Source organism: Pseudoduganella rhizocola (genome assembly GCF_045984285.3).
GTDB lineage: Bacteria > Pseudomonadota > Gammaproteobacteria > Burkholderiales > Burkholderiaceae_D > Rugamonas.
The window spans coordinates 635622-650950 of record NZ_JBJQIK030000001.1; the positions used below are offsets into that span (position 1 = coordinate 635622).

At 62.3% G+C, this 15329-nt stretch carries 11 protein-coding genes; 5 read left to right on the plus strand and 6 right to left on the minus strand.

The window, feature by feature from the left end; genetic code table 11:
* The first annotated feature begins 4 nt into the window (after positions 1-4).
* From ACJRPG_RS02945 to ACJRPG_RS02955, 3 genes are read left to right on the plus strand one after another with little or no spacing between them, the layout of a single operon-like run.
* Complete coding sequence (locus tag ACJRPG_RS02945) at positions 5-1576, plus strand: hypothetical protein (RefSeq protein ID WP_407998546.1); 1572 nt, start codon at positions 5-7, stop codon at positions 1574-1576.
* A 31-nt stretch (positions 1577-1607) separates the two neighbouring features.
* Complete coding sequence (locus tag ACJRPG_RS02950; RefSeq protein WP_407998670.1) at positions 1608-2189, plus strand: D-sedoheptulose 7-phosphate isomerase; 582 nt, start codon at positions 1608-1610, stop codon at positions 2187-2189.
* Positions 2190-2204: 15 nt separating this feature from the next.
* A complete protein-coding gene (locus ACJRPG_RS02955; protein WP_407998547.1) occupies positions 2205-3407 on the plus strand; it encodes an HAD-IIIA family hydrolase in 1203 nt (400 codons plus the stop codon).
* On the opposite strand, the gene ACJRPG_RS02960 is transcribed toward ACJRPG_RS02955, so the two are convergent.
* The 6 genes from ACJRPG_RS02960 to ACJRPG_RS02985 form a co-directional block, all read right to left on the minus strand.
* Entirely contained in the window at positions 3362-4594 is a 1233-nt protein-coding gene (locus ACJRPG_RS02960) for a glycosyltransferase (protein WP_407998548.1), read from the minus strand. The genes ACJRPG_RS02955 and ACJRPG_RS02960 overlap by 46 nt on opposite strands.
* Positions 4591-5190 (minus strand): class I SAM-dependent methyltransferase, encoded by a 600-nt coding sequence (locus tag ACJRPG_RS02965; protein ID WP_407998549.1) that lies wholly within the window; start codon positions 5188-5190, stop codon positions 4591-4593. The genes ACJRPG_RS02960 and ACJRPG_RS02965 overlap by 4 nt, the downstream gene beginning before the upstream one ends.
* A gap of 5 nt (positions 5191-5195) precedes the next feature.
* Positions 5196-7355: a glycosyltransferase family 2 protein gene (locus tag ACJRPG_RS02970; protein ID WP_407998550.1), complete on the minus strand. Its 2160-nt coding sequence runs from the start codon at positions 7353-7355 to the stop codon at positions 5196-5198.
* A 188-nt stretch (positions 7356-7543) separates the two neighbouring features.
* Entirely contained in the window at positions 7544-9478 is a 1935-nt protein-coding gene (locus tag ACJRPG_RS02975) for a glycosyltransferase family 2 protein (RefSeq protein WP_407998551.1), read from the minus strand.
* A gap of 51 nt (positions 9479-9529) precedes the next feature.
* On the minus strand, positions 9530-10600 hold the full coding sequence (locus tag ACJRPG_RS02980) for a DUF4214 domain-containing protein (protein ID WP_407998552.1): 1071 nt from the start codon (positions 10598-10600) through the stop codon (positions 9530-9532).
* An 84-nt stretch (positions 10601-10684) separates the two neighbouring features.
* Positions 10685-11566, minus strand: coding sequence for a hypothetical protein (locus ACJRPG_RS02985; RefSeq protein WP_407998553.1), 882 nt, complete (start codon positions 11564-11566; stop codon positions 10685-10687).
* A 388-nt stretch (positions 11567-11954) separates the two neighbouring features.
* Here ACJRPG_RS02985 and flhB point away from each other — a divergent pair, with 388 nt between their 5' ends.
* Together flhB and flhA are read left to right on the plus strand one after the other, a co-directional pair.
* Positions 11955-13109 (plus strand): flagellar biosynthesis protein FlhB, encoded by a 1155-nt coding sequence (gene flhB / locus ACJRPG_RS02990; RefSeq protein ID WP_407998554.1) that lies wholly within the window; start codon positions 11955-11957, stop codon positions 13107-13109.
* Positions 13110-13137: 28 nt separating this feature from the next.
* On the plus strand, positions 13138-15255 hold the full coding sequence (gene flhA, locus ACJRPG_RS02995; protein ID WP_407998555.1) for a flagellar biosynthesis protein FlhA: 2118 nt from the start codon (positions 13138-13140) through the stop codon (positions 15253-15255).
* The last annotated feature ends 74 nt before the right edge of the window (positions 15256-15329 follow it).

Here is a 15329-nt window from a genome sequence, read left to right on the forward strand (position 1 = left end):
CTGGATGCTGAAGTTTGCGCGAAACTGGACAAGACGTCTGCTTGCGGAACAGGCCTCTCCGCCTGTGCTGGAAACGAAACCTGAGGATCGAACTGTTCTGATTGCAGGTCCGGACGAGCGCGCCGGCCTCGGTGAGGAACTGTCCGACCGTGTGCGCGAACTATGGCGACGTTCGGATTGGCCGGGACTGAGCTTGTTGAGCGAACACGACATATCGCTTCATCCGGAAAAGGGCCATATTGCACTGTTAATTGCTGCCGCATGGCTCCAGATCGGCAATATGGCAGAGGTTCGGCGCTATGCCCTGCTGTCTCGCAGCTGGGGCGGCGAGAAGAAGCAGATTGCGCGCCTGCTGATCGCGGGCGTTCACCAGACTTTGGGGAGGGCGGCTGCGATCAGCGGCGAGGAAACGCGTGCGCTGGAACATATGCGCAAATCGCTTATCGCCCCCGGGTCCGACGAATCCCGGGCGCGCCGGCAAGAGCCTGTGGGCGTGGCTGGGAAGGCCGCTCTGGCCGGCCATATCGGATTTAGCAATCCGGTCTTTATACATTCCCTGTGGCGATCAGGCAGCACCTATCTCTTTGGCGCATTCCGCCGTTCGGGCTTGGGCTATTGGGCCTATCAGGAGCCACTGCACGAAGCAGTTCTGGCCATGAGTGACAGGCCGGAGATGCTAATGGGCCTGACTGCCGACGGTATGCGCCACCTGCGCCACCCCGCCTTGGACAAACCCTATTATTTTGAGTTGCATGCAGCACACGCGTCCTGGAAAGGCCTGCTGTCGAAGGAAGCTATTTTCGATGACTATTTCGGTGGCGAATCCGGTGTCGCCATTACGCGCTACTTTTCGGCCTTGATCCGCGCCGCACAGGGGCGGCCGGTGATCCAGGAGTGCCGGACTTCAGGCCGGATTGAGCTGCTGAAAAAAAAGCTGGGCGGTGTTCACCTGTTTCTATGGCGTAATCCATGGGACCAATGGTGGTCATTCAAGGTCGACTCGTATTTCGATGTCGCCTGCCAGCTGATTCTTGGAGCGAAGGGCGCGCCGCCGGTGATCGCACTGCTGCGGAACGAATGCGGGTATATCGAGTTCCACCACACCGAGATAGCGGAGGAATATGAGTATTTTCGCGTCCGCCCTCTGCCCCCCGCAAAAAAATACCTGGTCTTTTTTGTGCTCTGGTGCCTCGCTCTGCTGGAAGGCATGCAGCACGCCGATCTGCTCGTGAATGTCGATGGACTCAGTTCATCGCCGGACTACCGCAAGGAGACTGTGGCCAGTCTGGAGCAACTGGGGATCCCGGGATTGAATTTTGATGACTGTTCCAGCCCGCAATCTTATTTTGACAGCGATGATGTCGCCTTCTTCCATTCCGTGGAGAATATCGGCTTCGGTTTGCTGGCGCGCTCGGGTCTCTCCAAGGAAGAGATAAAGCGGCTGCGCGCTTTACGTAAGCAATTTCAGCCGCGTATCGGACTGCCTGAGGCGGACATGTTCGCAGGGGAATTGGCGCGGACGCGGGATGTTGTGTTTCGCCTGGAGGAAGAGCTGCATTTGCGTGCTCAAAAGTAGATTTTTGATGAATGGAATCAGGATGAATGATATTGACTACATTGCCGCCTCGGTCAGGGATTCGATTGCGGTGAAAGAAGAGATCCTGGCGGATAAGATTTTTTTGGGGAAAATCGAGGAAGTCGCCAATTTATGTACCGCGCGCCTCCAAGCGGGTAACCGGATTTTACTGGCCGGGAACGGTGGGAGCGCCGCCGATGCGCAGCATCTGGCGGCGGAATTTGTCAGCCGCTTCATGTATGACAGGCCGGGCTTGGCCTCGATGTCGTTTACGACAGACACATCGATGCTCACCGCGATCGGCAACGACTACGGATATGAGTATGTGTTCGAGCGCCAGCTTGAAGCCAATGCCCGTCCGGGGGATGTGTTTATCGGCCTGTCCACCTCCGGGAACTCAAAGAATGTACTCAGGGCGATCCTTCGTTGCAGGGAACTGGGCGTGCATTCGGTCGGCCTGACCGGCAGTGGCGGCGAGATCCGCCAGCAGTGCGAGTATAGCCTGGCCGTACCATCAGCCTCGACGCCGCGCATCCAGGAGTCGCATATTCTGGTCGGTCATATTATTTGCGGGCTCGTCGAACAGAATATCTTCCCGAAAAACGCCGGCTGAGCAGAAAGGCAGGTTATGCGCAACACTGTATCGCAGGCAGTCATCCTGGTCGGGGGCAAGGGCACGCGGCTGGGAGACCTGACTGCCGCCACACCAAAGCCCATGCTGATGGTTGGCGAGCGGCCTTTTCTTGCTTATCTGATCGATACGCTCGTTCGTTACGGTTTTACCGATATCATTTTACTGGCTGGGTATTACGGCGAACAGATACAAGCATATTGTGCCGGCTTCGATCCCGCACGGTGCTCGGTGCGCTGCGTGATCGAAGAACAGGCGCTCGGTACGGGCGGCGCCCTGAAGAATGCCAGCGCTTGGCTTGCCCCTGAGTTCCTCTTGCTGAACGGCGATACCATCTTCGATTTCAACCTGAACGACCTGCTGGTTCCCGGTCTTGGCGATAGCCTGGGACGGCTTGCCTTACGGTCGGTGCCCGATACTTCCCGTTATGGCCGAGTGACCCTGGACGCTGGGCGGCTGACCGGGTTCAATGAAAAAGGGGTAGGTGGTGCAGGCCTGATCAGCGGCGGCATATATTATTTATCCCGGTCGGTCCTGGCATTGATTCGGGATGGCGCGTTCTCCCTGGAGACTGATCTTTTCCCGCAGCTTATTGCAGCGAAGCAGCTGGAAGGGCGGCCCTATTCCGGGTTTTTCCTTGATATCGGCGTGCCAGCTGACTATCGGCAGGCCCAGACTCTGATACCAGCCTGGACCGAGCGGCCCGCCGTGTTCCTGGACCGGGATGGCGTGATCAATCGTGACCTGGGCTATGTGAGCTCCCCGGAGCGATTTGAATGGATCTCAGGGGCTCCACAAGCGATCAAACGCCTGAATGAAAGCGGATACCTGGTTTTTGTTGTTACCAACCAAGCCGGCGTGGCGCGGGGCTTTTACAGCGAAGACGAGGTCCATGCTTTCCATCTGTGGTTGCAGCAAGAGCTGCGGCATACCGGTGCGCACATCGATGGTTTTTACTACTGCCCGCACCATCCAGACTTCGGTACCGCTTGCAGCTGCCGTAAGCCCGCTCCGGGTATGCTGCTCAAGGCCCGCGCTGAATGGCCGGTCAACTGGCCTGCATCCTTTCTGATCGGCGACAAGGCCTCCGATATCGAGAGCGCGCGCAGGGCAGGCATCAAAGGGTATCTTTTCGAGGCCACGCAGGGCCTGGATCAATTTATCGACACTCTGCTCTCGGAGCTGCCGTCAAGCAGCTGAGCGATCAGTGCTTTCTGCAGCTGCACGCAGCGACCGACCGCCAGGTCATGTGCGCTGGGTGGCCCCCGATGAAAGGGGGCTGCCAGGGCGCTGCAGCTTAACTCAGCAAAAGCTCGCTGGTCAAAGAACCCTGCGGTCTGAATGTTCGGGAAGTGAGCGAACTCGCGGACCGGCGAGGTGTCGGATGCGATCACTGTCAGCCCGCTCAAGGCGGCTTCAAGGAAGGACCAGGACAGCACAAAAGGTGTTGTCCAGTACAGGTGCGCCCGGCTGATGTTCAGCAGATTCAAGTAATCCTGATAAGGGACTTTTCCGACGAAGTGAACGCGGCCCAGATCGAGACGGCCCGCCAGCTCGGCCAGCATGAACGTCTTCCAATCCTGCCCGTCCGGCGCGCGCTGGCCATAGCTGATTTCATTCCCACCGACAATTACAGCGTGCGCCGTGGGGCGCCGTTTCAAGACTTCGGGCAGGACACGCATCAGCATGTGAAAGCCTCGCACGGGCTCCAGATTTCGTGCTACATAGGTAAGAACCTCATCCTTGGCCGATAGCCGAACCTGGCCATGGCCTCGCTGCAGTGTCAGCTGTGCATGTGCGTCGAAGCGCAAGCGCCCCAAGTCGATCCCGTCATGAATCACGGTGATTTTCTCTCGCGCCCACGCTGGATAGGTGGATTTCTGCCACTCGGTTGGAGAAATCGCTGCATCGGCGATCTGCAAGCTTAGGAGGTTTGTCGTGTTCTTGAGGCGCAACCTGGCTTTCTGCTGGAAGTTGAGGGGGGGCTCATCAGGATCGAAGCCAACATCCTGGCCTTCGAGTGCATAGTAGTATTCGCAGTAGATAAGCAGTTTCGCCTGTGGGAACACATCCTTGATGAACAAGGCCTCGCCCCAGCCTGGATGGGCAACGATGATATCGGGTTCGAAGCCCTCGCGTTTCAGCTGGAAGGCAGCCGAGGCACAGGCCTCCGCGCGCAGCACATGGTTTTCCTGTTCTTTCAGCAGCGGGTGTGTGTCGGCCTGGCTTTCGCGCAGCAGGCTGTAGCGCCGGAGCTCAACACCGGCAGGAACAGACCGGTCGTTCATGCCGAGGGCGACCACGCGGTTCTGCGGATCCTGTGCCAGCGCGGCAGACAGGTGAATAAACTGGCCGGGGAAGTTCTGGTGAATGAACAGAATCTTCATTGCAGCACCGACGCCAGGTCCTGGTAGATGCGTACATCCGTTTCCGGCATGGTGGCGATGGCCCACAGATCCCAATGGCGTCCCTCATGCACGCGCACTTCCGCAAAGCCTGCATCGACCAGGGCCTGGCCCAGGGTGCGGGCGCTGAAGCCGGTCCGGTGCGCCATATATCCATTACCGCGCTCGATCGCCGCCTGGTGGCCGAACACCACGTCGAGTGCACTGATGGCTCCTGCCGGCGCCTTGTACAAGGGCTGTTCCAGTTCATCATTGGCAATATGACGGGCGACGGCGCGCAGGTCCGGTACCGTAATCACGGCAAAGCCATCGCTGCTAAGCACGCGCCGGAACTCTTCAAGTGCGCGGGGCACTTCGAAGGAATTCAGGTGTTCGAGATTGTGTGATGACCAAATTGCGGTCACGCTGCCATCCTGCACCGCGCCCAGGTCGGTAATGCTGCCGGTCAGGTCCGGGTTGACCTTGGCGTCAATGTCGTAACGTAGCTCTTGCCAGCCGTGGTGGAAATACGCGGGCAGGTTCCTGATGTTCTTGGTGCCACAGCCGACGTGCAGCAGGCGGCGTAACGGAAGGGGCATGGTGCTCATTGCTTGTTTTCTTTGGTGACAAGTAGGCCGGTGCGGGGAGCCCGGGAACGTGGGGGCATGGCGAGCCCGCCGAACGCGTGGCTGTTAGGATCCAGATTCAGGCTCGGATGGTAGGCCGGGTCGCGCAGCAGCACGCCGCCCCAGCGCTGGCGCAGCTGTTCAATCTCACGCTGGGAGCGGGCCCGCTTTTGCGGCGTGTCTTCATGGCCGCGGCTGGCCGATTCGGCGTGCAGCAGTTTCGCCTGCGGCGTCCAGACGATGGCTTTGCCCATGGCGCGAATTTTGAGGCACAGGTCGACGTCGTTGAAGGCGACCGGGAAGGCGGCGGCATCCATGCCGCCCACGGCTTCGAAGTCGCTCTTGCGCAGGAACAGGCAGGCGGCGGTCACGCCACTGACCTGCTGCACCAGCTGGTTGCGGCCGTGGTCGCCCCAGTCGGCGTCGGCCAGGCGGTTGCCAAAATGGCCCGCCACATTACCCACACCTAGCAGGATGCCGCCATGCTGCACCATGCCGTTTGGCCACAGGAGTTTTGCGCCCACCGCACCCACGTTGGGGCGCATCAGTTGCGCGACGATCTCGTCGAGCCAGCCCTCGTGCAGGGCTTCGATGTCGTTGTTAATCAGGCCGATAATTTCGCCGCTCGCCGCCGCGACGGCGCGGTTGTTGAGGTCCGCGTAATTGAATGGACCGGGCATTGGCAGCACGCGTACCCCCTCGGCCAACAGGGCGGCGAAATACTCCAGGGTCGCTTGTTCCACCGAGCCGTTATCGACCACGATGAGTTCAAGCCGCGGCCAGTTCGTGTACTGGCGAATGGTGCTGATGCAGCGTTCCAGCAGCGCTGCGTGATCCCGGGTCGGGATGATCAGGGTGACCGCCAGCTTCTTTGCCGTATCGTCAGCTACCACCTGCACGCGACGGGCGGCTTCGCAGCCTTGCGCAGCGGCGTGCGCGGAACGCACAGGAAGCAGCGTGCTGCCCGGCTCTACAGAAGCCAGTGCTGCAGCTGCCGCCGCATCGCGTATGGCGCGCTCTTCTGCCGTGAGAGGCGAACGGTATTGGTAGAGCACACGGGGAATATGGACGATCGCAGTTTGTTCCAGCCAGTGCGCGGCAAGCATCTGCCAAGCGAAGGCGGCAGCTGTAGCCGCACTGGCATCTGAGGCGGCGCTTGAGCGCACGACCATCAGCTCCAGCGGATAATCACTGGACAAGGCGTAGTCGGGGTTCCAGGCGGGCTTGAACCAGGGAACTCCGGCAAACTCGCTGTCCGTATAGGTGATCTGTGTTTCGCCGGATGCAAACGCTTCGTGAACATAGGCCAGGGCGTGCGGCGCCAGCGTATCGCCGGCGCGCACGCAGGCGATAAGGTCGGTGCCGGCCGCCACGGCGGCCGCCAGCAGTGCCGGGAATGGGGCGCCGTCGAAGACTTTGATGGCGTCCGGCGCACCACCCAGGCTGGTCCGCGTAATTGCCGTGTCGCCTGGACCGGTGATGATGACGGCAGTACTGAGCGCAGGGGCAGGCACTTCCGGCGCAGTATCGAATTCACGCGACCATGCGGCATAGTCCTGCAGGCCAAGACTGCGTGGCACATAGCGCTCGTAGACTTCGGCAATACGGTGCGCCAGGCTGTCGGGCGGACCGGGGAGCAGCTTGCGGAGCCCGCTCAAGCTGCAGCAAATTGTCAGGGGACTGCCGTTCAGCTCATGGCCATCCCCGTCGGTGACGCGGATACGGTGTACTTCGCCGTCGGCCAGGCTGGCGGGCAGCGCGAGATCGAAGCCATGGGGGCCTTCCACGTAAGCACGTGCGAACGGGGCCATGATATTCGCCTGGCACTCCGCCACCAGCTCGTGGCCGATCAATGCGCGTACGGTTAAGGTACGGTTGGGCGTGCCCACATCGACCGCCCAGCCATGCAGCCGCAGGCCGCCGTCGCTGAAAACGGTGCTGGTCGCTGCTGCGGAAGGTGTTACCGATGTGCCCCCAACGAGATGGCCGGCCAGCGCGGCTTCCGTATTTGCTACGCGCGCGGTGAGTACTGCTCCTTCCGGCAATTCGAGGTCGCCGAGGTCGGCAATAAAGCCGTGGCAGCTATCCGTATTCGCACCAAGGGCGGAAAAAATCTCGTTCAGATCGCTGCGCGCCATATCCGCGATTACAGAGCGCAGTGGTTCGCCATTCAGGCATAGTTCAACGACAACGCGTGCGTTTGCCTGATGCGTGTCGAGCGCCCAGCCAAACGCAAATTTGTCATGGATACCTTCAAGAGCGCCGTGCCAGCGATTTACTTCGGGTGGAGAGGTTTTGCTGTTCATCGTTCAGATACGGGTGATGCTCACGCTGCCAGGCCAGTTGGATTGCTTGTTACCCAGTCTGCAAGCCACGTAGTCGCATCGAACTCGTCGGAAAGCATAACCATGGGGGCTGTGGCGGGGGTGTTCCCAGGCTCCTCGCTCAGCACCACGGCATTACCGGTCAGTTCGAGAAGCTGCCGGTCGTCGAGCAGCACTTTTGCATCAGGGCGCACAGCGGATACCCCGTCCACCACGCCAGTATGCCAGAGCATTTCGCTCACATCGCCAATTACCAGCATACGAAGGCGCAACTGTGGCTGGCTGGCTATGGCGCGCGCCAGCTGCAGGATCTTTCCTGCGTAGCGTGAATCTGTCCTATGGTTCCAGACTGCGATGCGCGCCGTTGCGGAGACCAGCGCGCTTGTCACCGGCCCGTCTTCTGCAAGGACCTCTAGGGCAGACATCCCGGCATTGCGAGCTGGCGCAAGCAACGCGGACAGCGCTTGCCGTGCACTGCGCAATGGATCTTCGCGCTTGAATCGGGCGTATTCTTTCTGATAGCCTGGATAGCGCGTATTGATGACCGTGCGGTTCTGCGCCACGCGCAGGGTTTTCTCGGCGCCGAAGGACACGGTGCCGGCGTGGCCGATGAACACGCCCACGGCGGCCAGGTGGCGCCAGCCGGCGGCGCGGGCGCGCATGCACCAGTCCACTTCTTCGTTGTAGCCGCGCACCATGCCGGCGCCGTCCAGCATGCCGACCTGGTCCAGCACGCGGCGGCGGATCAGCATGGCGAAGCCGCAGCAGGAGGGCAGTTCCACATCGTCGGTCTGGCCCTGGGCGCGCAGCGCGGCGGCGGCCTGGTCGATCCGGGCCAGCTGGGCGGCGTCCGGCGCGGGGGCGGCCTGGGCGATGGTGGGGAAGCTGGTGATCTCGCCGTTGTTCGACCAGGGCGAAACGGAGGCGATGTCCGGCGCGCTGTACAGCGACTTGCCGAGGCGGTCGATCCAGTCGCCGTGCACCAGGGTGTCGGCATTCAGCAGCAGCACGTCGTGCTGCGGGTGCTGGCGCAGGCCGCGGTTCACGGCTTCGATGAAGCCGAGGTTGCGCGGGTTGCGCAGCAGCGTGATCTTGCGGCCGGCGGCCAAGGTGTCCAGCCAGGCGGACAGCGCCGGTTCCGGGCTGGCATCGTCCACCACCACAATCTTCGCCGGCGTGCGGTTGCGCGGCAGGCTGGCCAGCACGCTGCCGATGCAGGCCTGTACCAAAGCGATATCGCGGTAGACCGGAATCACGATGGATACGGCGGGGCGCTTGCCCTGCGGCGCCCCGTGCTCCGCCGGCGCTACCAGCGCAGGCAGCGGGTAGAAGGCGAGCGGCGAACCGGGCAGCAGTTGCGGCGCGGCGCCGTCCTGCGCCAGCGCGAGCGACCACACGCCTTGCGGGTAGGGGCAGGGCAGGCGGAAGCGCTGGCCGTTGGCCGGCACCGTGTATTGCCACTGCCGGGTTTCGTCGGACAGCAGCAGCTGCACCTGCGCTGCGCCGGTAAAGCTGAAGACCATGCCTTCGATGGCCTCGTCCTGCTTCCAGCAGGCGCCGGTCAGCGTCACGCCCGCGTCGCGCAGCAGGGGCAGCAGGCCGGCGTGCTGGTTGGCCATGCAGCGCGCGGGCAGGAAGGCGGGGCCGAGCGATGCAGCTTCGGCCTGCGCGCCGTCGCGCAGCCAGTGCTGCAGCAGCTGGTCCTGCAGCATGGGGTTTTCGGCGTCGGCCTGCCAGGCGGCTTGCCAGGCGCGCGACGCGAGTTCGGGTTTGGCCGTCTGCAGGATATGGGCCCGCAAAATGGCCGGAATACTTTTCAGGGGATAGCGGCGGCACACATACTCGGCCCCGATCAGGGCGTCGGCGTAATGGCCGGCCTGATAGGCTTCAAGTGCGCGCGCAAGAATTGCGTCGTCCCGCTTGCGGGGCGAACACAAAGATAGAAAAAAGGGGGCAGGGCCCCCTTTCAGATGCTGCATGTAGAACCTTTAAACGATGCCGTCTACGATGGTGATGTTGGTGCCCACGATCGTTGCTTCGCCGTTTTCTGCGTGGTTAGCCGCTGCTTCAGCAAATGCTGCTGCAACCTGAGCACGGGTTGCGCCGTGTTCGAGGCTGTTCACCCAGAATGCTGCACCGTCGGTGTCGCCGGCGCGGCCCAGTGCGTGGGTGTACAGGTTGGCCACGAAGTCAGCGTTGCTGATGCTGTCGTCGGTGTATTCCGCTGCTTTCAGGAAGCCGTCGGCAATCGCGGTCAGCGAGGTGCCGTGGTTCGCCAGGTTGAACCAGTATTCCAGACCGCCGAAGTCCGCATCGCGGCCCAGCAGTGCTTCGTACAGGTGGGCAACAGCTGCCTCTTTCTCGTTCGCCGCGAACACCAGTGCCTTGTAGTTGTCCAGCTGGACGTACTGCACCTTGGTCACGTCGATGTCCTGGCCGTTGGTGGCGTGCGAAATCACGGCATGGCCGTCTTCCACGGTCACGGTGTAGTCGGTGTCGGCACCGGTCAGCTGAACGATGGTGTGGCCGCCGCCTTCAACGGTGCTGTCACCCTGGGCTGCAACCACGGTGTCGTAGCCATGGCCGGCAACGATGGTGTCGCCGTTATTGGCGGTCACGTGGGTGTTTTTCGCGTCAACGATGGTGATCTTGTCCGCTTGTGCGGTGGTTACGATCACGCGCTGCACGCCGGTGCTGCCTGCGCCTTGCGGTGCGCTTGGGTTAGGCTCGCCTACAGCAATGCCGCTCACCACGGTGTCGTTCGGGTTGCCGACCACCAGATTGGCCGAACCGCTGCCGCCCAGGATGATGGTGCTGGTGTTGCCGGTGATGGTCAGTGCGGTGTCGCTCGCGGCGACGTTCACGAAGCCGAGTTCAGTGTCGGCAGCGAAGGTCACTTTGCCGTCGGTTGCGATCGTCGGATTGTTGTCGATCTTGATGGCCGGATCGCCAACGGTCGACGTCAGCGCCAGGATATTGGCGATGGTTTTTTCGGTGAATACCGCAGTCGACGTGGAGCGCAGGGCGGACGTGACTGTTGAGGTGTCGGAATCGTACATTATTACCCCTTTCTAGTTTCAAAAAGCCGGAGCCGCAATGAGCCGCGCCCCGGCGCCTTACACAGGTGCAGCTTTCTTGCCCTGCTACTTCTTGCCCCGCGTCTTGCCCTTCGCTTTCGCGGGGGCTTTGCCGGGGGCTTTGAAAACGGTGGTGCGCGGCGATGGATCCCAGGCGGTGGGCACGGCGCCGGTGGCCGGCAGCGCGCGCAGGCGCAGCGCCGTCAGGTGTTCCAGGCCGCTCGGTCCTGCCAGCGTCATGCCGGTGATGACGGGCATGTCGTAGCCGCCGGAGAAGTGCGCCATGCCTTCCAGCTGGTATTTGCCCGCATTCGGGCCGACCAGGGAAAAGGTCACTTCGGTAATGCGGCGCGCCTTGCCGCGCGTGCCGACGAATTTGCCGGTCTGCACGATCGGCGATTTGCCGGCGTTTTCCACGCTGATGCTATAGGCCAGGTCCACGCCTTCGGGCTTGTCAGGCCACATGACCTGGAAGCCTTCGACGCGGCGGCTGGTGGCCGGGTCGCCCAGCGTGCTGCCTTCTGCCGCAACCAGGTCGCCGCTCACTTCCACATGGCCGATGATGGAGATGCCGTGCGGGCCGATCTTGATCGGTACGCGGGCCGCGGCCGGTGCTGCCGTGGGAGCGGGCGTTGGCGCAGGCATCGCTGCCGCTGCCGGCGCAGCCGCCGTTGCGGCCGGTGCCGGCAGGGCGGTGCCGAGGGCAATCTGGTCCAGGCGCAGCGCAGGAATAGGGTCGCCGGCCTTGGCCACGTAGGCGCTCACCAGCAGCTCCACTGAGCCGCCGGTAACGGATACGACGATGCAGTCGGCTGCGGAGCGCAGCACGGCGCCATGGGTGCCGGGCGTGGCCAGCTGTTCCAGCTTGCCATCGTGCACGGGGCTACCTGGCGCGCGGCCAATACCGATAGGGGCCAGCCCGTTGCCGGGGTGGCGCAGTATATACATGCCCGGCCGGAGTATTACGGTCGAACTACTAATTTGTGACATTTTGTGAGTTTTGGCTACGCTGTTTATTTAAAGCTCAGCGATTAAATAATTCATTGTTTTTCTTTAGGCAACAGACTGAACTGTAGCATGCCACCCAGCTAACAGGCAACGTCGGCAAGGTGTTAAGTTTTCGTTTTTTTGTAATCGTGTCGCCTATGAGTCATTAATTTCAAAACTGAAAGTTAAATATGCGTATTGACAAGTATTTTTTTAATAACTGAACTATTACAATTGGTGAGAATTACTGAGTGGAAATCTTGAATAGCTAAGGAAAGCTCCTTCTTCTCGCGGGATGCCGTGGGACCGGCTGGCCTGACAATGTCTGCTACATCAACAGGAGTGGCAGATGGCCGACGACAGCGACGCAGAAAAGACAGAAGCCGCGTCACCGAGGCGCCTCGAGCAGGCGCGTGAGGAAGGCGACGTTCCCCGAAGCCGGGAAGTTGCGACGTTTACCGTGCTGATGGCTGCGGGCGCCGGCCTGTGGATGACCGGTTCCGGCCTGGTGCGCCAGCTGAGCGCCACCGTCGTGTCCGGCCTCTCGCTCACCCGCGAGCAGGTGTTCCAGCCCGATGTGCTGATCCACCGCATCCTGATGGACCTGGTGCAGGTGCTGATCGCCTGCCTGCCGCTGGGCGTGGCGGTGATGGTGGTGGCGCTGGCTTCGCCGCTGCTGGTGGGCGGCTGGCTGTTCAGCTCCAAGGCCATTACCCCCAATTTCGGCAAGCTGAACCCGATCAACGGCATCAGCAACCTGTTTTCCAAGAATTCCCTGGTCGAACTGATCAAGGCTATCGCCAAGACGGTAGTGGTGGCGGCGGTCGCCTATATGGTTTTCCTGCGCTACAAGAACGCCATTTTCGGCCTCGCCAATGAACCTCCGCGCGAGGCTTTTGCGCATTTGCTGGACATGATGGCCATGAGCTTCCTGTTCCTGGTGGGTTCGCTGGGCTTTATCGCCGCCATCGATGCGCCGTACCAGATGTGGCATTACGCGAACAAGCTGAAGATGACGCGCCAGGAGCTGATCCAGGAATCCAAGGAATCGGACGGCAATCCCCAGATCAAGGGCAAGATCCGCCAGATGCAGCGCGAGATGGCGAAGCGCCGCATGATGGCCGACGTGCCGACCGCCGACGTGGTGGTGACGAACCCGACCCACTACGCGGTGGCGCTGAAATATGCGGAAGGCTCGCGCGGCGCACCGAAAGTGGTGGCCAAGGGTACCGACGAAGTGGCGGCCAAGATCCGCGAACTGGCGAAAGAACACAAGGTGGCCATCCTGGAAGCGCCGGCCCTGGCCCGTGCACTGCACAAGCACACCGAGATCGGCGACGAGATTCCGTCGCGCCTGTACGCGGCCGTGGCCGAGGTGCTGGCCTATGTCTACCAGCTGCGCGCCTACCGTCCGGGCGGCCACTATCCGGACCGTCCGACCAGGCTCGACGTGCCGGCCGATATGGACCCGAACAATCCGGCTTCGCAACAGCCGAAACACTGATAACAAAAGACTCAAGGGAAGCTGAATCATGAACAGCCTGAAAATGCCGGCATGGATGCCAAATATGAGTGGAGCGGCGGGCCGCAGCCTGGCGGCGCCTGTCCTCATCATCATGCTGCTGGCGATGATGATCCTGCCGCTGCCGGCCTTCGTGCTGGACCTGTTCTTCAGCTTCAACATCGCGCTGTCCATCGTGGTGCTGCTCACCAGCCTGTACACCGTGAAGCCGCTGGACTTCATGGCTTTCCCTACCGTGCTGCTGCTGTCCACCATGCTGCGCCTGGCGCTGAACGTGGCCTCCACCCGCGTGGTGCTGACCGAGGGCCACACCGGCCCGGATGCCGCCGGCAAGGTGATCGAGGCCTTCGGCCACTTCCTGATCGGCGGTAACTACACGGTCGGTATCGTGGTCTTCATCATCCTCACCATTATCAACTTCGTGGTCGTGACCAAGGGCGCGGGCCGTATCGCCGAGGTGGGCGCACGCTTCGCCCTGGACGCGATGCCGGGCAAGCAGATGGCGATCGACGCCGACCTGAATGCCGGCCTGATCGGCGAAGCGGATGCGCGCAAGCGCCGCAACGAGGTGTCGCAGGAAGCCGAGTTCTACGGCGCCATGGACGGCGCCTCCAAATACGTGCGCGGCGACGCGGTGGCGGGCATTCTCGTTACCGTCATCAATATCGTGGGCGGCCTGCTGGTGGGCCTGATCCAGCACGATATGCCGTTCGCGGAAGCGATCAAGAACTACACGCTGCTGGCCATCGGTGACGGCCTGGTGGCGCAGATCCCATCGCTGGTGATTTCGATTGCGGCCGGTATCGTGGTGTCGCGCGTGGCTTCCGATTCGGACATCGGCACCCAGGTGATCGGCCAGCTGTTCGAGAAGCCGCAGGTCATGTACATCACGGCCGGCATCATCGGCGGCATGGGCCTGATTCCGGGCATGCCGAACCTGGTCTTCCTGCTGCTGGGCGGCGGCATGGCCGGTATCGGCTACCTGATGTCCAAGCGTATCAAGGAGAAGGAAGAACTGGCGGCTTCGCCGCAAGGCCAGGCGGCTGCCGCGGCCGCCGCCGGCGGCGCCGCGGCGCCGGCGGAGTCGGAAGAGGCCACCTGGCAGGACGTGATGGCCGTCGATACCCTGGGCCTGGAAGTGGGCTACCGCCTGATTCCGCTGGTCGACAAAACGCAGAGCGGTGAACTGCTCAAGCGCATCAAGGGCATCCGCAAGAAATTCGCGCAGGAAGTGGGCTTCCTGGCGCCGCCGGTGCATATCCGCGACAACCTGGAACTCAAACCGTCGGCCTACCGCATCACGCTGAAAGGCGTGGAAGTGGGCGCAGGCGAGGCCTTCAACGGCCAGTTCCTGGCCATCAATCCGGGTATGGCCAGCGGCACACTGCCGGGCCTGGCGACCACCGATCCCGCCTTCGGCCTGCCGGCCGTGTGGATCGACGCCGGCATGCGCGACCAGGCGCAGGGCATGGGCTATACGGTGGTGGACGCGGGGACCGTGGTGGCCACCCACCTGAACCACCTGATCACCACCCACGCGTCCGAGCTGCTGGGCCGGGGCGAAGTGCAGGCCCTGCTGGACCACCTGGGCAAGGAATCGCCGAAGCTGGTGGAAGACCTGGTGCCGAAGATGATTTCCCTGTCGGCACTGCAAAAGGTGCTGCAGAACCTGCTGTCGGAAGGCGTGCATATCCGCGACATGCGCTCCATCATCGAGTCGCTGGCCGAGCATACGGCACACACGCAGGACCCGAACGAGCTGACGGCGCTGGTGCGCGTGGCGCTGGGCCGGGCCATCGTGCAGCAGCTGTTCCCCGGCAGCGGCGAGCTGTCGGTGATGACGCTGGACAACCGCCTGGAACGCCTGCTGATGCAGGCGCTGCAGACCAGCGGCGGCGAGGGCATCGAGCCGGGCCTGGCGGACAGCATCGCGCAGCAGGCCCAGCAGGCCGCCGCGCAGCAGGAAGCGCTGGGCGTCACGCCGGTGCTGCTGGTGCCGGGGCCGCTGCGCGCCTTGCTGTCGCGCTTCCTGCGCCGCGCGCTGCCGCAGCTCAAGGTACTGTCGCATAACGAAATCCCGGAGACCAAGACCATCCGCGTCACCGCGCTGGTCGGCAACCCGGCCTAAGCCGCCGCAACAGCCGAGCCCGTGTCCACCCTGGGGTCTGACCCCAAGGTGGACACGGGCTCGGCCATTTGGGG